The sequence below is a fragment of the Pseudomonas sp. RtIB026 genome (genome assembly GCF_016861355.2).
GTDB classification, from domain to species: domain Bacteria; phylum Pseudomonadota; class Gammaproteobacteria; order Pseudomonadales; family Pseudomonadaceae; genus Aquipseudomonas; species Aquipseudomonas peradeniyensis.
Genome location: NZ_AP023348.2, coordinates 993,651 through 1,014,197 on the forward strand (window position 1 = coordinate 993,651; position 20,547 = coordinate 1,014,197).

General features: G+C 64.5%; 16 protein-coding genes. 7 read left to right on the forward strand and 9 right to left on the reverse strand.

Annotation, left to right across the window (positions count from 1 at the left end):
• Positions 1-68 precede the first annotated feature (68 nt).
• On the reverse strand, positions 69-2,342 hold the full coding sequence (ptsP, locus tag PRtIB026_RS04545; protein WP_232854875.1) for a phosphoenolpyruvate--protein phosphotransferase: 2,274 nt from the start codon (positions 2,340-2,342) through the stop codon (positions 69-71).
• Positions 2,343-2,364: 22 nt separating this feature from the next.
• Positions 2,365-2,844, reverse strand: a complete 480-nt coding sequence (locus PRtIB026_RS04550; RefSeq protein ID WP_028688498.1) for an RNA pyrophosphohydrolase — start codon at positions 2,842-2,844, stop codon at positions 2,365-2,367.
• Positions 2,845-2,985: 141 nt separating this feature from the next.
• On the opposite strand from PRtIB026_RS04550, the gene PRtIB026_RS04555 reads away from it, so the two are divergent.
• Positions 2,986-3,642 (forward strand): HAD family hydrolase, encoded by a 657-nt coding sequence (locus tag PRtIB026_RS04555; RefSeq protein ID WP_203648602.1) that lies wholly within the window; start codon positions 2,986-2,988, stop codon positions 3,640-3,642.
• A 115-nt stretch (positions 3,643-3,757) separates the two neighbouring features.
• Here the strand turns inward: PRtIB026_RS04555 and PRtIB026_RS04560 are convergent, their stop codons facing one another.
• Together PRtIB026_RS04560 and ilvA are read right to left on the reverse strand one after the other, a co-directional pair.
• Positions 3,758-4,183 carry a DUF2269 family protein gene (locus tag PRtIB026_RS04560; protein ID WP_203648600.1) on the reverse strand — a complete coding sequence of 142 codons (426 nt, stop codon included), beginning with the start codon at positions 4,181-4,183 and terminating at the stop codon, positions 3,758-3,760.
• A gap of 128 nt (positions 4,184-4,311) precedes the next feature.
• On the reverse strand, positions 4,312-5,826 hold the full coding sequence (gene ilvA / locus PRtIB026_RS04565) for a threonine ammonia-lyase, biosynthetic (protein ID WP_203648598.1): 1,515 nt from the start codon (positions 5,824-5,826) through the stop codon (positions 4,312-4,314).
• A 133-nt stretch (positions 5,827-5,959) separates the two neighbouring features.
• Between ilvA and rpiA the strand changes: the two genes are divergently transcribed.
• Positions 5,960-6,634 carry a ribose-5-phosphate isomerase RpiA gene (rpiA, locus tag PRtIB026_RS04570; protein WP_011536226.1) on the forward strand — a complete coding sequence of 225 codons (675 nt, stop codon included), beginning with the start codon at positions 5,960-5,962 and terminating at the stop codon, positions 6,632-6,634.
• A gap of 171 nt (positions 6,635-6,805) precedes the next feature.
• Here rpiA and PRtIB026_RS04575 read toward each other — a convergent pair whose 3' ends face one another.
• The 4 genes from PRtIB026_RS04575 to PRtIB026_RS04590 all read right to left on the reverse strand — a co-directional run bounded on the left by PRtIB026_RS04575 (position 6,806) and on the right by PRtIB026_RS04590 (position 10,958).
• Positions 6,806-7,711, reverse strand: a complete 906-nt coding sequence (locus PRtIB026_RS04575) for an SdiA-regulated domain-containing protein (RefSeq protein ID WP_203648596.1) — start codon at positions 7,709-7,711, stop codon at positions 6,806-6,808.
• An 86-nt stretch (positions 7,712-7,797) separates the two neighbouring features.
• Positions 7,798-8,718, reverse strand: a complete 921-nt coding sequence (locus tag PRtIB026_RS04580; RefSeq protein ID WP_203648594.1) for an SdiA-regulated domain-containing protein — start codon at positions 8,716-8,718, stop codon at positions 7,798-7,800.
• Positions 8,719-8,869: 151 nt separating this feature from the next.
• Positions 8,870-9,535: a fumarylacetoacetate hydrolase family protein gene (locus PRtIB026_RS04585; RefSeq protein ID WP_203648592.1), complete on the reverse strand. Its 666-nt coding sequence runs from the start codon at positions 9,533-9,535 to the stop codon at positions 8,870-8,872.
• A gap of 25 nt (positions 9,536-9,560) precedes the next feature.
• Complete coding sequence (locus tag PRtIB026_RS04590) at positions 9,561-10,958, reverse strand: FAD-binding oxidoreductase (RefSeq protein ID WP_203648590.1); 1,398 nt, start codon at positions 10,956-10,958, stop codon at positions 9,561-9,563.
• A gap of 170 nt (positions 10,959-11,128) precedes the next feature.
• On the opposite strand from PRtIB026_RS04590, the gene serA reads away from it, so the two are divergent.
• From serA to PRtIB026_RS04610, 4 genes are all read left to right on the forward strand, one after another.
• Positions 11,129-12,358, forward strand: a complete 1,230-nt coding sequence (gene serA / locus PRtIB026_RS04595) for a phosphoglycerate dehydrogenase (protein WP_203648588.1) — start codon at positions 11,129-11,131, stop codon at positions 12,356-12,358.
• A gap of 184 nt (positions 12,359-12,542) precedes the next feature.
• Entirely contained in the window at positions 12,543-13,601 is a 1,059-nt protein-coding gene (locus tag PRtIB026_RS04600) for a putative 2-aminoethylphosphonate ABC transporter ATP-binding protein (RefSeq protein ID WP_203648586.1), read from the forward strand.
• A 1-nt stretch (position 13,602) separates the two neighbouring features.
• Positions 13,603-15,327 (forward strand): putative 2-aminoethylphosphonate ABC transporter permease subunit, encoded by a 1,725-nt coding sequence (locus PRtIB026_RS04605; RefSeq protein WP_234562339.1) that lies wholly within the window; start codon positions 13,603-13,605, stop codon positions 15,325-15,327.
• 30 nt (positions 15,328-15,357) lie between these two features.
• Positions 15,358-16,380: a putative 2-aminoethylphosphonate ABC transporter substrate-binding protein gene (locus PRtIB026_RS04610; protein WP_203648584.1), complete on the forward strand. Its 1,023-nt coding sequence runs from the start codon at positions 15,358-15,360 to the stop codon at positions 16,378-16,380.
• A 272-nt stretch (positions 16,381-16,652) separates the two neighbouring features.
• Here the strand turns inward: PRtIB026_RS04610 and ilvD are convergent, their stop codons facing one another.
• Positions 16,653-18,494 (reverse strand): dihydroxy-acid dehydratase, encoded by a 1,842-nt coding sequence (gene ilvD / locus PRtIB026_RS04615; RefSeq protein ID WP_203648582.1) that lies wholly within the window; start codon positions 18,492-18,494, stop codon positions 16,653-16,655.
• Between the two features lie 317 nt (positions 18,495-18,811).
• On the opposite strand from ilvD, the gene PRtIB026_RS04620 reads away from it, so the two are divergent.
• Positions 18,812-20,488: a DUF4153 domain-containing protein gene (locus tag PRtIB026_RS04620; RefSeq protein ID WP_203648580.1), complete on the forward strand. Its 1,677-nt coding sequence runs from the start codon at positions 18,812-18,814 to the stop codon at positions 20,486-20,488.
• The last annotated feature ends 59 nt before the right edge of the window (positions 20,489-20,547 follow it).

Sequence of the window (20,547 nt, forward strand, 5' to 3'; positions counted from 1 at the left end):
TATTCGAGATCGCCGGGGCGCTCTGCGCCCCTTTCGCGACATAAGGCCCGCAAAGCGGGCCCAGGATCTCAGAGGGTCTTGTTCGGCCCGATCATCCGCGCCAGGCCAAGGTTCTTCAGCGCCAGTTGCAGCGAGCTGTGGATAACCTGCGGGTTGTCATGGCTCATGGCGTCGGCCAGCAGTTCCCTGGCCTTGCTCAGGTTGATCTGGCGCAGCATCCACTTCACCTTCGGCAGGTTGGTGGCGTTCATCGACAGACTGTCGAAGCCCATGGCCATCAGCAGGATCGCCGCGGCCGGGTCGCCGGCCATCTCACCGCAGATGCTCACCGGCTTGCCTTCCTCGTGGGCGACGCTGACCACGGTCTGCAACGCCTGCAGCACCGCCGGGTGCAGGTAGTCGTACAGGTCGGCGACCCGCGGGTTGTTGCGGTCGACTGCCAGCAGGTACTGGGTCAGGTCGTTGGAGCCGACCGAGAGGAAGTCGACCTGGCGCGCCAGCTCGCGGGTCTGGTACACGGCGGCGGGAATTTCCACCATCACCCCCACCGGCGGCATCGGCACGTCGGTGCCTTCGTCGCGCACCTCGCCCCAGGCGCGGTGGATCAGGTGCTGGGCTTCTTCCAGTTCGTGGATGCCGGAAATCATCGGCAGCAGGATGCGCAGGTTGTTCAGGCCCTCGCTGGCCTTGAGCATGGCGCGGGTCTGCACCAGGAAGATTTCCGGGTGATCGAGGGTGACGCGGATGCCGCGCCAACCGAGGAACGGGTTCTCTTCCTTGATCGGGAAGTACGACAGCGACTTGTCGCCGCCGATGTCGAGGCTGCGCATGGTTACCGGCAGCGGGTGGAACGCCTGCAGCTGTTCGCGGTAGATCGCCAGCTGTTCCTTCTCGCTGGGGAAGCGCTGGTTGATCATGAACGGCACTTCGGTGCGGTACAGGCCGACGCCCTCGGCGCCGCGCTGCTGGGCGCGGGCCACGTCGGCGAGCAGGCCGGTGTTGACCCACAGCGGCATGCGATGGCCGTCCGGGGTGACGCACGGCAGTTCGCGCAGGGCGTCGAGGCCCTTGGCCAGTTCGCGCTCCTCCTCGACCACATCGCTGTATTGCTTGCGCAGCACTTCACCCGGGTTGGTGAACACCTCGCCCTTGTAGCCGTCGACGATCATCTCGATGCCGTCGGCCTTCGAATACGGCAGGTCGACCACACCCATGACGGTGGGGATACCCATCGCCCGGGCGAGGATCGCCACGTGGGAGTTGCCCGAGCCGAGTACCGAGACCAGGCCCACCAGCTTGCCTTCCGGCACCTCGCCGAGCATGGCGGGGGTCAGCTCCTCGCTGACCAGGATGGTGTTGTCCTCATAGACCAGCGACTGCGAGCGGGCCTCCTGGAGATACGCCAGCAGGCGCCGACCCAGGTCCTTGACGTCCGAGGCACGCTCGCGCAGGTAGTCGTCGTCCATCAGCTCGAAGCGGTTGACGTGCTCGCCAACCACCTGGCGCAGGGCACCCTGGGCCCACTGGCCGGTCTTGATGACCTCGACCACCTCGCCACCGAGGGCGGCGTCCTCGAGCATCATCAGGTAGACGTCGAACAACGCGCGCTCTTCGGGGCGCAGCTGGGTGGCGAGCTTGGCCGACAGCTTGCGCATGTCCTCGCGCACGCCTTCGAGGGCGTTGTTGAACAGCTTGAGTTCGGTGTCTATGTCTTCGACGGTGCGATCCGGCACCACCTCGAGGTCGGCGGGCGGCAGCATCACCACCGAGCGGCCGACGGCAGCGCCCGGGGAGCCCGGCACGCCGACGAAGCGGGCTTCCTGGATACCCTTGCCCTGGCGGCCCAGGCCGCGGATCGAGCCAGTGGCCTCGGCGTGGGCGATAACCCCGGCGAGCTGGGCGCTCATGGTGACCAGGAAAGCTTCTTCGCCCTCGTCGAACTGGCGGCGCTCCTTCTGCTGGATGACCAGTACCCCCACCACGCGGCGGTGGTGGATGATCGGCGCACCGAGGAAGGAGGCGAATTTTTCTTCGCCGGTCTCGGCGAAGTAGCGGTAGCGGGGGTGGTCGGCGGCGTTCTCGAGGTTCAACGGCTCCTCGCGGGTGCCGACCAGGCCGACCAGGCCCTCGTTGGGGGCCATGCTGACCTTGCCGATGGAGCGCTTGTTCAGGCCCTCGGAGGCCATCAGCACGAAGCGGTTGCTGTCCGGGTCGAGCAGGTAGACCGAGCAGACCTGGCTGCCCATCGCCTCCTTGACGCGCAAGACAATGATACCCAACGCCGTCTTGAGATCTTTGGCGGAGTTCACTTCCTGGACGATCTTGCGCAGCGTATTGAGCATGGCTCGGGGTCGGACTCCGTCGTCAGTCGCGCGTCAGCAGGCGCGGGGCTAGCTCTTTCAGGGCGCGGCGGTAGACCTCGCGCTTGAATGTCACCACCTGGCCCAGCGGATACCAGTAGCTGACCCAGCGCCAGCCATCGAATTCCGGTTTGCCGGTGAGGTCCATGCGCACCCGTTGCTCATTGCTCACCAGGCGCAGCAGGAACCACTTCTGTTTCTGGCCGATGCACAGCGGCTGGCTGTGGGTGCGCACCAGGCGCTGGGGTAAACGATAACGCAACCAGCCACGGGTGCAGGCAAGAATTTCCACGTCCTGGCGTTCCAGGCCCACTTCTTCGTTCAGCTCGCGGTACAGGGCATCTTCCGGCGTCTCGTCAGGGTTGATGCCACCCTGGGGAAACTGCCAGGCATCCTGGTTGATCCGCCGAGCCCATAGCACCTGCCCGGCATCATTCGTGAGAATGATCCCGACATTGGGGCGAAAACCATCCGGGTCGATCACGGCAGCAACCTCGCAAACGCATGTCACCGCATTGTTCCACAAAGCCTGAGCGCGCAGCAACGCGCCCGCCAAGCTTATGTGCAGCGAGGTGAAAACTCCGTATTGTGCGGGGCTCTTCCGTGGCTGATGCGAGTGACCGCGATGCGCCTGGCTTTATTCGACCTGGACAATACCCTCCTCGGTGGCGACAGCGACCACGCCTGGGGTGACTACCTGTGCGAGCGGGGCATTCTCGACCCGGTCGCCTACAAGCAACGCAACGACGCCTTCTACCAGGACTACCTCAACGGCACCCTGGACATGCAGGCCTACCTGGCCTTCTCCATGGAAATCCTCGCGGCCAGCGAACCTGCGCAGCTGGAGCAGTGGCACCGCGAGTTCATGCGTGACTGCATCGAGCCGATCATCCTGCCCAGGGCCGAAGCCCTGTTGCGCCAGCACCGCGAGGCCGGCGACCAGCTGGTGATCATCACCGCCACCAACCGCTTCGTCACCGCGCCCATCGCCCGCCGCCTGGGTGTGCGTACCTTGCTGGCGACCGAGTGCGAGGTGCGCGATGGTCGCTATACCGGGCGTAGCACCGATATACCTTGTTTCCGTGAAGGCAAGGTGACGCGGCTTGCGCGCTGGATGCTGGAGAACGGCTTCGATCTGGAAGGCAGCTACTTCTACAGCGACTCGCTGAACGATGTGCCGTTGCTGGAGGTGGTGGTGAACCCGGTGGCGGTGGATCCGGATCCGAGGCTGCGGGTCGAGGCCGAGCGGCGGGGGTGGCAGGTTATTTCGTTGCGCGATTGAGGGCGCGGGGCCGCTTTGCGGCCCTTTCGCGGCACGAGGCCGCTCCTACAGCGGGCTGTGATTGCTTGTAGGAGCGGCCTTGTGCCGCGAGGGAGGGCGGAGCCCTCCTGCTGTCTCAGATCGGCTTGGCGCCCATCAAGCCGGCAATGGACAGGAAGCAGACGCCACTGAACACCGCCAATGCCAAGGTGAACTTCAAACCCACGGTTTCAGCCTTGCGCAGCCGGTTCAGGCGTACCACCAGCCACCACACGGCAAGCGCGCCAAGCGTATAGATGACGCTGGACGCCAGTACCCAGGTCTGCCCCAGCGGCCAGCCAACCAGGTGCACCAGCCACCAGCCGGTGAACGGCATGCTCACCAGGCACAGCCCCATCAGCAGCCAGACGAACACCAGCGGCCGGCGCAACAGCTTGCCGTAGGCCTCGGCATCGCCCTGGCGGCGGGCGCGGACAGTCCAGGTCGCCAGGCCCAGGCCGCCCAGCAGCAACAGGGCGGTGGCGAGGATATGCAGGGTCTTGAGGGTGGTCAGGTGTTCCATGTCTTCATCGTCCTTCAGCAGGGTAATTCGCGCCCGTCTCTTCGCGGGTAAACCCGCTCCCACAGGTGACGCGCCAACCTTGTGGGAGCGGGTTTACCCGCGAAGGATCATATGCCCAGCTTAGTCAGTTAGCCCAAGAACAGCCGGTAAGCCGGGTTCTCGGTCTCGTCCCAGTACGGATAGCCGATCTTGGCCAGCGCCGCCGGCACCAGGTGGCGCTCGTCCTCCGGCACCTGCAGGCCCGCGACCACCCGGCCATCGGCGGCGCCGTGGTTGCGGTAGTGGAACATCGAGATGTTCCAGCGCCCACCCAGCTTGTTGAGGAAGTTGAACAGCGCACCCGGCCGCTCGGGGAACTCGAAGCGCAACACCATCTCGTCGCTGGCTCCGGCCGAGTGGCCGCCGACCATGTGGCGGATGTGCAGCTTGGCCAGTTCGTTGTCGGTCAGGTCGGTAACCGGGAAGCCTTGCTCGATCAACTGCTGCACCAACACCGCGCGCGGGTCGGTTTCCGGGTGGGTCTGCACGCCGACGAAGATATGCGCCTCGTCCGAGGTGTGCTTGCGGTAGTTGAATTCGGTGATCTGGCGCTTGCCGATGGCTTCGCAGAAGGCCTTGAAGCTGCCCGGACGCTCCGGGATGGTCACGGCGATGATCGCCTCGCGCTTCTCGCCCAGTTCAGCGCGCTCGGCCACATGGCGCAGGCGGTCGAAATTGACGTTGGCGCCCGAGTCGATGGCCACCAGGGTCTGCCCGGCGACGCCCTTGAGCTCGACGTACTTCTTGATGCCGGCTACGCCCAGCGCGCCGGCAGGTTCGGTGATCGAGCGGGTATCGTCGTAGATATCCTTGATCGCTGCACAGATTTCGTCGGTGCTGACGGTGATCACCTCGTCCACATGGTGACGGCAGATGTCGAAGGTATGCTGGCCGATCTGCGCCACCGCCACGCCATCGGCGAACAGCCCGACCTGTGGCAGCACCACGCGCTCACCCGCGGCCATGGCCGCCTGCAGGCAGTTGGAGTCGTCCGGCTCGACGCCGATCACCTTGATCTCGGGGCGCAGGTATTTCACGTACGCGGCGATGCCAGCGATCAGCCCGCCGCCGCCGACCGGCACGAAGATCGCATCCAGCTGGCCCGGGTGCTGGCGCAGGATTTCCATGGCCACCGTGCCTTGCCCGGCGATGGTGTGCGGATCGTCGTAGGGGTGGATGTAGACGAAGCCCTTCTCCTCCACCAGCTTCAGCGAGTAGGCCAGCGCCTCGGGGAAGGTGTCACCGTGCAGCACCACCTTGCCGCCCCGGGACCGCACGCCTTCGATCTTGATCTCCGGGGTGGTCTTGGGCATGACGATGGTCGCCTTGATCCCCAGCTCCCGCGCCGCCAGGGCCAGGCCCTGGGCGTGGTTGCCGGCCGAAGCGGTGACCACGCCGCGGGCCAGTTCCTCGGCGCTCAGTTGCGCCAGCTTGTTGTAGGCCCCGCGGATCTTGAACGAGAACACCGGCTGCAGGTCCTCGCGCTTGAGCAGCACCGTGTTGCCCAGGCGCTTGCTCAACTGCCCGGCGCTGTGCAGCGGGGTTTCGACGGCAACGTCGTAGACGCGCGAGGTGAGGATCTTCTTGACGTACTGTTCGAGCATCGGAAAGCATCACTGGGCCGCGGGACAAGGGCTGGGAGTCTACCCCAGCGTCAAGTCGGGCGACCACAGCAAAGCCGCGGGAGCCGTTATACTAGGCAACTTTGAAATCCGCCCAGCCCCTCCCGGAGCCCGCATGACCCAGGACCAACTCAAACAGGCCGTCGCCCAGGCCGCCGTCGATCTCATCCTGCCGAAACTGGATGAGAAAAGCGTCGTCGGCGTCGGTACCGGTTCGACCGCCAACTTCTTCATCGACGCCCTGGCCCAGCACAAGACCGCCTTCGACGGCGCCGTCGCCAGCTCCGAGGCCACCGCCCAGCGCCTGAAGGGCCATGGCATCCCGGTCTACGAGCTGAACAGCGTCAGCGAGCTGGAGTTCTACGTCGACGGCGCCGACGAGAGCGACGCCCACCTCAACCTGATCAAGGGCGGCGGCGCGGCCCTGACCCGCGAGAAGATCGTCGCGGCGGTGGCCAAGACCTTCATCTGCATCGCCGACGCCAGCAAGCTGGTGCCGGTACTGGGCGCCTTCCCGCTGCCGGTCGAGGTGATTCCGATGGCCCGCAGCCATGTCGCGCGCCAGCTGGTCAAGCTGGGCGGCGACCCGGTCTACCGTGAAGGCGTGGTGACCGACAACGGCAACGTCATCCTGGATGTGCACAACCTGCAGATCACCAACCCGGTGGAGCTGGAGAGCCAGATCAACGCCATCGTCGGCGTGGTCACCAATGGCCTGTTCGCGGCGCGTCCGGCGGATGTGCTGCTGCTGGGGACCGCTGAAGGCGTGAAAACCCTCAAGGCCGAGTAAACAAGCCTTGCGCGATCCTTGTAGGAGCGGCCTTGTGCCGCGAAAGGGCTGCGTAGCAGCCCCAGATTTCAGCGTTGAACAAAGATTGCCGGGGCCGCCTTGCGGCCCTTTCGCGGCACAAGGCCGCTCCTACAGGGGTAGACGTAAACGCGATAGCGCCAGCCCAGGCAATCAATCAGCCGGCTGCTTGAACACATAGAACAGGTTCGGCTCGCTGACCAGGTAGATGGTCCCGGCATCGTCCATCGCAATCCCCTCCGCCTGCGGCACGGTCTGTTTCAAGCCCTGGAATCCCTTGCGCAGTGACAGCGTGCTCAGTGGCCGGCCCTTCACATCCAGCTCCAGCACCAGCCGTGACTCGTCCGAAAGCGCCAGCAGGTGCCCGCTGCGCTCATCGAACTGCAGGCTCGACAAGTCCCTCACGAACAGCCGCCGGTCACGCTTGCGATCCTGCACCACATGCACGGCATAGGGTTTGTCGGGGTTGTCATGGGGAAAACCATGCACCTCGTAGATCATCATCGGGTCCCGTTCCTTGGCCACGAACAGGCGCTTGCCCGCCGAGTCGTAGGCCAGCCCCTCGAAACCCTTGTTGCCATTGAGGCCGATGCCCAGGGACAGCTGCTCGGCATCGCTGGCGTCGAGGAACAGGGTGTCATCGTCAAGACGCACGCGAATCAGCCGCTGCTGGCGCTCGTCGGTGATCACGTAGCTGTTGGGCCCTACATACTCCACCGCCTCGGGGTCGCCGAAGCCGGTCAGTGGAACACGGCGCAGGATGCGGCCGTCCAGCGACAGCTCGATCAGCTCCGAGCGGGCATTGGTGACGGTGAACAGGCTCTTGCGGTCGGGATCGTAGGTCAGCGCCGAGATGTCATCGTCCAGCCCGACGATGGGCTGCGCTTCGATCGCCACCTGGTAGCGATCCAGGCCGATGCTCTGCTCGGCCGGCTGCCACCAGGTCTTGAGGTTGAACCAGCCGCGCTCGAACAGGCGGAACTCATGCCCGGCGGCGCCCAGGACGAGCAGGGCAACAAGCACGATGAAGGCTAAGATCAGGCGAAGGTGGCGGCGCATGCGGTCGGACTCGGCGAAAGGAGCACGTATCTAACCACTATCAACTGAAGCAAAGCTTAATGCCACCATCAGAAATATCTGATCGATCAGTGCTTTTTGAAGCGATAGAACAGGTTGGGCTCGCTGACGATGTACAGGTTGCCCTGGTCATCCATTGCCACCCCTTCTGCCCGGGGAATGGTGTCAGCCAGGCCATTGAAGCCGCCCAGCAAGGTCATGAAACTGACCTGCTCACCCTTCTCGTCCAGCTCGAGCAGCATGTTGGAGTCCGCCGACAAAGCCAGCAGGTGCCCGGTGCGTGGGTCGATGCCCAGCGCGGACAGGTTGCGCAGGTCCAGTTCGTCACTGGGCAGCGGTTGCTTGTCGCCCTTGAGCGGGCCGTGGCCATCGGTGCTCCAGATGAACATCTTCGGTGGCCGCTCGGCACCAATGATCAGTCGCTGCCGGATCAGGTCCCAGGCAATGGCCTCGAAGCCCTTGTTGCCATCCTCCGTATCGCCCAGGTCGTAGGGCTGGTAGTCGGCGCGGTTCAGCGATGTCGTGGCGGCATCCACCTTGACCAGTGTCAGATCATGGTTGCGCTCGTCGACAATGGCGATCTGGCCGTTCTCGAGGACCGCCACGCCTTCCGGATTGGACCAGCCCACCAGCGGGATCTTGCGCAGCACGTCACCGTCGAGGTTGAGTTCGACCAGGAACGGGTGCTTGCCCATGACCGCGAACAAGGTACGGGTGTGCGGATTGAACGCCAGGTCCGACGCCTCGTCACGCTCCATCCCCGGCAACGGTTTGGCATCGATGTCGGCCACGTAATCCGGCAGCCAGATGCTTTCCTGGCGCTCGGTCTGGCTTTCGAAGCCTTCCTTTATCCACAGCAGGCCACGGTCATCCCAGTGCATGGCTACCACCAGGCCATAGGCGATGATCGCCAGCGCAAGCAGCCACAGCGACCAGCGGGTAATCAGGCGTCGCTTTGGCGGAAGGGATGCGCTGGAAGGATTGGTCATCGAATGGAGATCCTGAAAGTAGGCGGCAGCGTGGTCGCCACTGTCGGCAAATGAAGGTTAATAGACGAATTATCCGGATCAATTGTGAAAAAAACGACAAATCCCACCGGCACAAGCAGCGACGACGGCATTGCACCGTCGTCGCCCGGAGTCAAAGCACCCGGCCTTCGAACCGGCTTGCACCGGGAAGTTCCAGCACCAGCTCATCGCCGACATTGAACGGCCCCACGCCCGCCGGGGTGCCAGTGAGGATGACATCGCCTGCCTGCAGGGAGAAGTGCGCCGCGATGTGCTGGATCATCGGCACGATCGGGTTGAGCATCAGCGCGCTGTTGCCGTCCTGGCGCACCTCGCCGTTGATGGTCAGGCGAATGCCGATATCGGTCAGGTCCTCGAAGGTATCGGCTGACACGAACGGCGGCAGCACGCAGGCACCATCGAAGCACTTGGCCAGTTCCCAGGGCAGGCCCTTTTCCTTCAGCTTCGCCTGCACATCGCGCAGGGTCAGGTCCAGCGCCGGGGCAAAGCCGGAGATGGCGTCGAGCACCTCTTCCTCGGAAGGGTGGGTGGACAGGGGCTTGCCCAGCAGCACGGCAATCTCCGCCTCGTAATGTACCGAGCCACGCTCGGTCGGAATCTTGAAGCCGCCTTCCAGGGGCACCACGCAGCTGCCGGGCTTGATGAACAGCAGCGGCTCGCTGGGGATGGGGTTGTCCAGTTCCTTGGCATGCTCGGCGTAGTTGCGGCCGATGCATACCACCTTGCCCAGCGGGAAGTGGATGCGCGTGCCGTCTACGTACTGGTGCTGGTAACTCATGGCCGACTCCTGTGAATACTGCTTTTTATTCGGGAGCGAAGATCTTACCCGGATTCATGATGCCGTTCGGGTCGAACACCGCCTTGATCGCCCTCATGCAGGCGATTTCCTCCGGCGAGCGGCTGTAGCCCAGGTAGTCGCGCTTGGTCATGCCCACGCCATGCTCGGCGGAGATCGAGCCGTTGTAGCGTTCGACGATCTCGAACACCCACTTGTTGACCTTGGCGCAGGAGGCGAAGAAGTCGTCCTTGGTCATGTGGTCGGGCTTGAGGATGTTCAGGTGCAGGTTGCCGTCGCCGATGTGGCCATACCAGACCACTTCGTAGTCCGGGTAGTGCTCGCCGACGGTGGCGTCGATATCGCGCAGGAACGCCGGCACCTTCGATACGGTGACCGAGATGTCGTTCTTGTAAGGCGTCCAGTGGGAGATGGTCTCGGACAGGTACTCGCGCAGCTTCCACAGGTTCTTCAGCTGGGTCTCGCTCTGGCTCATCACCCCGTCCAGTACCCAGCCCTGCTCGACGCAGTGCTCGAAGGTGGTCAGGGCTTCGTTGGCCACCTCCTCGGTGCTGGCTTCGAACTCCAGCAGCGCATAGAACGGGCAGTCGGTCTCGAACGGTGCGGGCACATCGCCCCGGGCGAGGATCCTGGCCAGGCCCTTGTCGGAGAAGAACTCGAAGGCCGTCAGGTCAAGCTTGCCCTGGAAGGCGTGCAGCACCGGCATGATCGCGTCGAAATCGGGCGTGCCCAGCACCATGGCGGTGAGGTTGCGCGGCGCGCGGTCCAGGCGCATGGTCGCCTCGACTACGAAGCCCAGGGTGCCTTCGGCGCCGATGAACAGCTGGCGCAGGTCGTAGCCGGTGGCGTTCTTGATCAGGTCCTTGTTCAGCTCGAGCAGCTCACCCTTGCCGGTGACCACCTTCAGCCCGGCCACCCAGTTGCGGGTCATGCCGTAGCGAATCACCTTGATCCCGCCGGCGTTGGTACCGATATTGCCGCCGATCTGGCTGGAGCCGCTCGAGGCGAAGTCCACCGGGTAGTAGAGGCCCTGGTCCTCGGCGAACTGTTGCAACTGGCGGGTGACGACCCCCGGCTGGCAGACCACGGTACGGTCGAATTCGTTGAAGGCGAGGATTTGGTTCATGTAGTCGAAGGCCACCACCACCTCGCCATGGGCGGCCACGGCGGCGCCCGACAGCCCGGTACGCCCGCCCGACGGCACCAGGGCGACCTTGTGCCGGTTGGCCCAGCGCACGATGGCCTGCACCTGCTCGACGGACTTGGGGAAGACGATGGCGCTCGGCGCCGGCGGGTAGTGCTTGGTCCAGTCCTTGCCGTAGGCCTCGAGCGAGGCCGGGTCGGTGAGGACCTTGCCAGGGTCGACCAGGGTCATCAGCTCATCAATTACCACGGACTGGGTCATCGCCGGAACTCTCGACTTATTCATAGTCACCCTGAGCACGCTTCACCTGTCGGGATAAGCTCAGGTTGTGTCGCGTATGCTAGCATAGCCCTCCCGCCGTTCGTGCTAAGGCCGACGCCGCGCCGCTCCACTCTCCTCGCCATTTTTCTCCGGGATACAGGTTTACGCAGATGAGCAAGACTTCTCTCGACAAGAGCAAGATCAGGTTCCTTCTTCTTGAAGGTGTGCACCAGAACGCGGTCGATACTCTCAAGGCCGCCGGCTACACCAACATCGAATACCTCACTGGTTCGCTGCCGGAAGCCGAGCTGAAGGAAAAGATCGCTGATGCCCACTTCATCGGCATCCGTTCGCGCACCCAACTGACCGAAGAGATCTTCGACTGCGCGAAGAAACTGGTCGCGGTCGGCTGCTTCTGCATCGGCACCAACCAGGTTGACCTGGCAGCGGCCCGCGAGCGCGGTATCGCCGTGTTCAACGCCCCCTACTCGAACACCCGTTCGGTGGCCGAGCTGGTGCTGGCCGAAGCCATCCTGCTGCTGCGCGGCATCCCCGAGAAGAACGCTTCCTGCCACCGTGGCGGCTGGATCAAGAGCGCGGCCAACTCCTTCGAGATCCGTGGCAAGAAACTGGGCATCGTCGGCTACGGCTCGATCGGCACCCAGCTGTCGGTCCTGGCCGAGAGCCTGGGCATGCAGGTGTACTTCTTCGACCCGCTGACCAAGCTGCCGCTGGGCAACGCGGTACAGGTCACCAGCCTGCACGAGCTGCTGGGCCTGGCCGACATCGTCTCGCTGCACGTGCCTGAGCTGCCGTCCACCCAGTGGATGATCGGCGAGAAGGAAATCCGCGCGATGAAGAAGGGCTCGATCCTGATCAACGCCGCCCGTGGCACCGTGGTCGAGCTGGACCACCTGGCCGCCGCGATCAAGGACAAGCACCTGATCGGCGCCGCCATCGACGTGTTCCCGGTCGAGCCGCGCTCCAACGACGAAGAGTTCGAAAGCCCGCTGCGTGGCCTGGACAACGTGATCCTGACCCCGCACATCGGTGGTTCCACCGCCGAGGCCCAGGCCAACATCGGCCTGGAAGTGGCCGAGAAGCTGGTCAAGTACAGCGACAACGGCACCTCCGTGTCGTCGGTCAACTTCCCGGAAGTGGCCCTGCCGGCCCACCCAGGCAAGCACCGCCTGCTGCACATCCACGAAAACATCCCGGGCGTGCTCAGCGAGATCAACAAAGTGTTCGCCGAGAACGCCATCAACATCTCCGGTCAGTTCCTGCAGACCAACGAGAAAGTGGGTTACGTGGTCATCGACGTCGACGCCGAGTACTCGGACCTGGCCCAGGAGAAACTGCAGCACGTGAAGGGCACCATCCGCTCGCGCGTACTGTTCTGAGTTTCACTGCGTCAAGAAAAAGGGAGGCCCTGGTGGCCTCCCTTTTTTTATCAGCTAACGCCTGAAAACCGGATGGTCGCTACAAAAATCCACCAATACCACTATCACTCGTTTTTGCCCCCTCGCCACACAACCGTCTCACAGCCCTCCTAGCATGGCCCCATCTCTTCGATGAGGCCTTGCCATGAACAACGCCACTCCAGGCGCACAGATGAAAGTGCGCGGTATCCACAAGCGCTTCGGCGCCTTCACCGCACTCAACGACGTCTCCCTCGACATCGCCGCCGGCGAGCTGGTGTGCCTGCTCGGCCCGTCGGGCTGTGGCAAGACCACCCTGCTGCGCTGCATCGCCGGGCTCGAACGCCAGGATCGTGGCACGCTGTACATTGGCGACCGCGATATCTCCGAGCTGCCACCCCAGGCCCGCGACTACGGCATCCTGTTCCAGTCCTACGCGTTGTTCCCCAACCTCACCGTCGAAGCCAACATCGCCTACGGCCTGACCGGCAGCAATCGTGAGGCCTCGCGCCAGCGGGTCGGTGAAATGCTCGAACTGGTCGGCCTGACGGGCAGCGAAAAGAAATACCCCGGCCAGCTATCCGGCGGCCAGCAACAGCGCGTGGCCCTGGCCCGCGCCCTGGCGCCTTCGCCGTCGCTGCTGCTGCTCGACGAGCCGATGTCGGCGCTGGACGCCCGCGTGCGCGAGCACCTGTGCACCGAGCTGCGCCAACTGCAGCGCCAGCTGGGCATCACCACGCTGATGGTCACCCACAACCAGGACGAGGCCATGCTGATGGCCGACCGCATCGCCGTGATGAACAACGGCCAGGTCGAGCAGTACGCCACGCCCCAGGAAATCTACGACCAGCCGGCCACGCCGTTCGTCGCCGAATTCGTCGGCCAGGGCAACTGGCTGCCGTTCCAGCGCAGCGGCGACAGCCATGCCCAGGTCGGCGGCCTGCACATGCGCCTGGCGGCCAACGCCGCTGGCGCCAGCAGCGGCCGGTTGTTCTGCCGACCTGAGGCGATCACCGTCAACCCGGTGGTACACGAGGAAAACCTGTTCCCGGCCAAGGTTCGCGAGATCACCTTCCTCGGCAACCGCTGCCGCATGAGCTTCGAGTTCAAGGCCTTCCCGGGCCATGCGTTGCTCGCGGAGCTGGCGCCGGAGGCGATGCCGCGCCTGGGTTCGCAGGACATCTGGGTGGCCCTGCCGCCGCAGAGCCTGCAGGTGTTTGCCTGAGATGGCCGCGCCGATGACCCTGCCGCTCACCTCAACCAATGCCGCACCTCGCAGTGGTGTTGCCCTGGGGGACCGTCTGTTCGTGATCGGTGGCAAGAGCCTGCTGCTGATCCTGCTGGTGCTGGCGGTGCTGATGCCGTTGCTGGCGATCTTCTGGCGCGGCTTCAGCGCTGAAGCCGGGCAGGGCGGCGGCCTGCCAGCTGCCCGTGAACTGTTCGCCAGCGAGAACTTCCATTGGCTGCTCGGCAACAGCCTGTCGGTGGCCTTCACCGTCGCCGCCATCGTCGTGCCGCTGGCCTACCTGTTCGCCTATGCCCTGCAACGCACGCTGATCCCGGCCAAGGGCCTGTGGCGCGGCATCTCGCTGCTGCCGCTGCTGGCGCCGTCGATGCTGCCGGCCATCGCGCTGGTCTACCTGTTCGGCAACCAGGGCCTGCTGCGCGGGCTGCTCAGCGACAATATCTACGGCTTCTGGGGCATCGTCCTCGGCGAGGTCATCTACACCTTCCCCCACGCCCTGATGATCCTGCTCTCGGCGCTGTCGCTGGCCGACGCAAGGCTGTTCGATGCGGCCTCGAGCATGGGGGCGGGGCCGACGCGGGCGTTCTTCAGCATCACCTGGCCGGCCACGCGCCAGGCGGTGTTCGCCGCGTTCTGCCTGGTGTTCACCCTGACCATCACCGACTTCGGCGTGCCGGTCGTGGTGGGTGGGGATTACCAGGTGCTGGCCCTGGAAGCCTACAAGGCCGTGGTCGGCCAGCAACAGTTCGGTCGCGGCGCGCTGATCGGCATGGTGCTGCTGGTACCAGCGCTGCTCAGCTTCGCCGTCGATGCCTGGTTGCGTCGCCGTCAGGGCGAGGCCATGAGCGGTCGCGCCCAGGTGTTCGAGCCCAAGCCTTCCAGGCTGCGCGATGGCTGCTTCCTGGCCATCGTGCTGCTGGTGTGCGCGGCACTGTTGGCGGTGATCGGCATGGCGGTGTACTCGTCGCTGGTCAAGTTCTGGCCATACAACCTGTCGCTGTCGCTCAAGCACTACATGTTCGAGGACACCGCCGGTGGCGGCTGGCTGGCCTACCGCAACAGCGTGACCATGGCCATCGGCACCGCGCTGATCGGCAGCGTGGTGATTTTCACCGGCGCCTACCTGATGGAGAAGACCCAGGGGCAGCGCCTGCTCAACCAGCTGCTGCGCTTGCTGAGCTTCATCCCGATGGCGGTGCCTGGCCTGGTGCTGGGCCTGGGCTACGTGTTCTTCTTCAACCTCAATGGCAACCCACTGCATGTGTTCTACGGCAGCATGGCGCTGCTGGTGGTGTGCACCATCGCCCACTACCTGACCACCGCGCAGATGACCGCCACCACCGCCCTGCGCCAGCTCGACGGCGAGTTCGAGGCCGCCGCACTGTCGCTCAAGGCGCCGCTGTACAGGCACTTCATGCGGGTCACCGTGCCGATCTGCCTGCCGGCGCTGCTGGACATCATCCGCTACCTGTTCGTCTCGGCGATGACCACCGTGTCTGCGGCGATCTTCCTGTACAGCCCCGACACCATCCTCGCCGCCGTCGCCGTGCTGAACATGGACGACGCGGGCAACGTTGGCGGTGCCGCCGCCATGTCGACCCTGATCCTGCTTACCAGCGCTGCCGCATCCTTGCTGCTGGCCGCTGCCTCACGCGGCCTGCTGCGCCGCTCCCAGGCCTGGCGCCAGCGCGCGCCAGGCCATTGACCGACTGCCCACACTGATAGGAACCGCATCATGTTCAAGCCACTCGCACTTGCCGCTGCCGTATCCGCCGTCTTCAGCCTGCAGGCCTCGGCCGCGACCCAGCTGACCGTCTATACCGCCCTCGAGGCCGAGCAGCTCAAGAGCTACAAGCAGGCCTTCGAAAAGGCCAACCCCGACATCGAGATCAAGTGGGTGCGTGATTCCACCGGCATCATCACCGCCAAGCTGCTGGCCGAGAAGGATCGCCCGCAGGCCGACGCGGTATGGGGCCTGGCCGCTTCCAGCCTGGCCATCCTCGACCAGAACGGCATGCTCGAAGCCTATGCGCCCAAGGACCTGGGCAAGATCTCGGCCAACTACCGCGACGCCGCCAACCCGCCGGCCTGGGTGGGCATGGACGTGTGGGCCGCGACCCTCTGCTTCAACACCGTCGAGGCCGAGAAGCAGGGCCTGAGCAAGCCGGTGAGCTGGCAGGACCTGACCAAGCCTGAATACAAGGGCAAGATCGTCATGCCCAACCCGGCCTCGTCCGGCACCGGCTTCCTGGATGTGAGCGCCTGGCTGCAGACCTTCGGCGAGCCGCAGGGCTGGGCCTACATGGATGCGCTGCACCAGAACATCGGCCAGTACGTTCATTCCGGCTCCAAGCCGTGCAAGCTGGCCGCCGCCGGTGAATTCCCGATCGGCATCTCGTTCGAATACCCGGCCGTGCAGCTCAAGCGCCAGGGCGCGCCGCTGGATATCGTGCTGCCCAAGGAAGGCCTGGGCTGGGAGATCGAAGCCACCGCAGTGATCAAGGGCTCGCCGAAGGCCGATGCCGCCAGGCGCCTGGCCGACTTCTCCGCCAGCCCCGCGGCCATGGAGCTGTACAAGGAGAACTTCGCCGTGCTCGCCGCGCCCGGCATCGCCAAGCCGCAGACCGAGTTGCCGGCGGACTACGAGCAGCGCCTGATCAAGAACGACTTCGCCTGGGCCTCGAAGAACCGCGACCAGATCCTCAGCGAGTGGCGCAAGCGCTACGACGGCAAGTCGGAAAAGGTCGCGCAGCAATAACGCGTCGGCCTCATTGGCGGGTAAACCCGCTCCTATGGAACAACACGTAACCTATTGATTTAGCTTGACCCTGTGGGAGCGGGTTTACCCGCGAAGAATCCAGCGCGGTGTATGGCACCGGCTGCGCCGGTGTTCGCGGGTGAACCCGCTCCCACAGGGGACAGTTCCCAGCGCGACAACGCAGCCCAAAGGGCCTGCATGGGCAATGCAGGGGGCCACAGGCATAAAAAAACCGGCGCACCAGGCGCCGGTTTTTTTATGCCGTCAGAGCCTCACAGCCCTTCGAGCATTGCCTTGTTGCGCACCGCGCCCTTGTCGGCGCTGGTGGCCAGCAGGGCGTAAGCCTTGAGTGCGGTGGTCACCTTGCGTGGACGCACCTCGGCCGGCTTCCAGCCCTTCTTGTCCTGCTCGACGCGACGCTCAGCCAGCTCTTCGTCGCTGACCAGCAGGTTGATCGAACGGTTGGGGATGTCGATCAGCACCTTGTCGCCATCGCGCACCAGGCCGATGGCGCCGCCCGCTGCCGCTTCCGGCGAGGCGTGGCCGATCGACAGGCCCGAGGTACCGCCGGAGAAGCGGCCGTCGGTGAGCAGGGCGCAGGCCTTGCCCAGGCCTTTGGACTTCAGGTACGAGGTCGGGTACAGCATCTCCTGCATGCCCGGGCCGCCTTTCGGGCCTTCGTAGCGGATGATGACGATGTCGCCGGCCTGCACTTCGTCGGCGAGGATGCCGCGCACGGCGCTGTCCTGGCTCTCGAAGATCTTCGCGGTGCCTTCGAACACGTGGATCGACTCATCGACACCTGCGGTCTTCACCACGCAGCCGTCCAGGGCAATGTTGCCGTACAGCACGGCCAGGCCGCCTTCCTGCGAGTAGGCGTGCTCGAAGCTGCGGATGCAGCCGTTCTCGCGGTCATCGTCGAGGGTTTCCCAGCGGGTCGACTGGCTGAACGCGGTCTGCGTCGGGATGCCCGCCGGGCCTGCCTTGAAGAAGGTGTGCACGGCTTCGTCATCGGTCTGGGTGATGTCCCACTTGGCGATGGCCTCTTCCATGCTGGCGCTGTGCACGGTCGGCAGGTCGGTGTGCAGCAGGCCGCCACGGGCCAGCGAGCCGAGGATGCTGAAGATGCCACCGGCGCGGTGCACGTCTTCCATGTGGTACTTCTGGATGTTCGGCGCCACCTTGCACAGCTGCGGCACCTTGCGCGACAGGCGATCGATGTCGCGCAGGTCGAAGTCCACCTCGCCCTCCTGGGCCGCGGCCAGCAGGTGCAGGATGGTGTTGGTCGAACCGCCCATGGCGATGTCGAGCATCATGGCGTTTTCGAACGCCTTGAAGTTGGCGATGCTGCGCGGCAGTACCGACTCATCGTTCTCGCCGTAGTAGCGCTTGCACAGCTCGACGATGGTGCGACCGGCGGTGAGGAACAGCTGCTCGCGGTCGGAGTGGGTGGCCAGGGTCGAGCCGTTGCCCGGCAGGGCCAGTCCCAGGGCTTCGGTCAGGCAGTTCATCGAGTTGGCGGTGAACATGCCGGAGCACGAACCGCAGGTCGGGCAGGCGCTGCGCTCGTACTCGGCGACTTTCTCGTCGCTGGCGGTGGAGTCGGCGGCGATGACCATGGCGTCGACCAGGTCCAGGCCGTGGCTGGCCAGCTTGGTCTTGCCAGCTTCCATCGGGCCGCCGGAGACGAAGATCACCGGGATGTTCAGGCGCAGGGCGGCCATCAGCATGCCGGGGGTGATCTTGTCGCAGTTGGAGATGCAGACGATGGCGTCGGCGCAGTGGGCGTTGACCATGTACTCGACGGCGTCGGCGATGATCTCGCGGCTGGGCAGCGAGTAGAGCATGCCGTCGTGGCCCATGGCGATGCCGTCATCCACGGCGATGGTGTTGAACTCTTTCGCCACGCCACCGGCGCGTTCGATCTCGCGGGCGACCAGCTGGCCCAGGTCCTTCAGGTGCACATGCCCCGGGACGAACTGGGTGAACGAGTTGGCGATGGCGATGATCGGTTTCTTGAAGTCTTCGTCCTTCATCCCGGTGGCGCGCCACAGGGCACGGGCACCGGCCATGTTGCGGCCTTGGGTGGAAGTCTTGGAACGATAATCAGGCATGGAGCGCTCCTGGCGGCTAAATCACGTCACGTAAATAGGGAGTGAGCTTCTCTTGTCCTGAAACGCCGAAGGCCGGTTGCCGCTGGCAAGGATGGGGGCCGAAGACCGCGCGGGATCGCCGCAGGCTCGACCAGAGCTCATAAACCCGCCGGGGATGTCTGGCGATGAATGGATCGATTCTACACCGCCGCGCCCGCGAGGGAATGGCGTTGTGATAATTGGCTGTCGCCAGCCCGCAAGGTAAAGGCCTTGGCGTGGTTCGGGCGGGTTTGGGTAGACTTGCGCGCTTCCTGTCCCACTGGCCAAAAGGATTTGCAATGCCAGCGCCTAGCCGCTCCTTATTGTTCTATGTCGTCATCGGCCTGATCCAGGGCCTGGTGTTGCTCGTAACCGTGAAGGGGCAGGGCGAGCTGCTCGGTTTCAACCTGTCGGTCGCCCTGTGCGCCGCGGTGGTGGTGGCCGGCGTGAACCTGCAACTGCTCGGCAGCGCGGTGCGCCAGCGTGGCACCGGCTGGCTGGTGCTGGGCCTGACCCTGCTGATCAGCGGGATCAGTGCCTGGGTCCTGGATAGCGGGCGCATGGGCTGGCTGCAGCAGACCTGGTTCCTGGCCGCCATCGTGCTGGGCTATATCGGCACCGCGTTCATTCTTGCCTGGCCGACCCGAGAAAATGGGCGGCCGCGCTATGAGGACCTGTTCCGGCATGCCTGGAACAACGTGTTCATTCTTTTCCTGGCGCAACTGTTGACCGGCCTGTTCTGGCAGTTGCTGTGGTTGTGTGCGTTGCTGTTCGGCATGCTCGGCATACCGCAGGTCACGGATGTAGTGGAGTCCCCGGTGTTTCTCTGGCTGGTGCTGCCGGTGGTGTTCTCCCTGGGGATGCGCATGGGGCGGGACAACGAGAAGGTCATCGGGTTGTTGCGCGGCATTCTGTTGACACTCTGTCGCTTCCTGTTGCCGTTGAGTGCGCTGATCGCCGTGGTGTTCACCCTGACACTGCCCTTCAGCGGCCTGCAGCCGCTGTGGGACACGGGTTATTCGACCGCTCTGCTGTTGGTGCTGGCAGGTATCAATCTGTTCCTGGCCAATGGCGTGTTTCAGGACGGCCATCAGGGCAATGCCTATCCTGCGCCGCTCAAACGCTTGGTCGAAGCCAGCCTGCTCTGCCTGCCGGTACTGGTGGGCCTGGCGGCTTATGCCAGCTGGATGCGCATCGACCAGTACGGCCTGACCCCGTCGCGCATCATGGCCATGCTGTTGGTGGGTGTGATGCTGGCGCACAGCCTGGCGGTGGTGTGGGCGGTGGTGAGCTCACGGCAGGCCTGGCTGAATAGCCTGCGGCTGAGCAACCCGTTGATCGCCTTGCTCAGCGCGGTGCTGATAGTGCTGTTCTACACACCGTTGCTCGACCCGCAGGTGTTGAGTGCGAAGAGTCAGGTCGAGCGCCTGCTCGGTGGACGCACGCCAATCACCGAGTTCGATGCCGGGACCTTGTACCGCGACCTCGGTCAGCCTGGGCGTGCAGCCTTCGAGCAACTGGAGAAGCGGCTGGAAACTGATGAACTGTTCGATGCGGGGCGCCGCGAGCAATTGCTGGGGTTGATGGCGCAGGTGCGTCGGCCGGAGGTGGTCGAAACCCATGGTCCGAAGTTCGAGTGGCTGGGGCCTGTGCAATCCACCAGCGAGTCACTGGCCGACTCGACCCTTGGACAAAGCCAGTGCGGCGGCAAGGGATGCTATTTGTGGGCGGTCGATCTGGATGGTGATGGGCACAATGAAGTGCTGATGATCCCCCGGCACACCTATGCATCGAGTGTGTTCGTGTTCACCTGGGAGGAGCGCGAGTGGCGTGAGGTGGGCAGCCTGAGCGGCCGGATGGAAAACCTCGAGGGCCTGGCCAAGGGGATTCGCGAGGGTGCGGTGAAACTGGTGGCTCCGCGTTACAAGACGCTCAGTATTGATGGGCAGGAATTGGTGCCGGACTTCAGGCGATAGTGGTTGACGGGCATGAGCGTGAGCGTTTGAGGGAGCCGGGGCCGCTCTGCGGCCCTTTC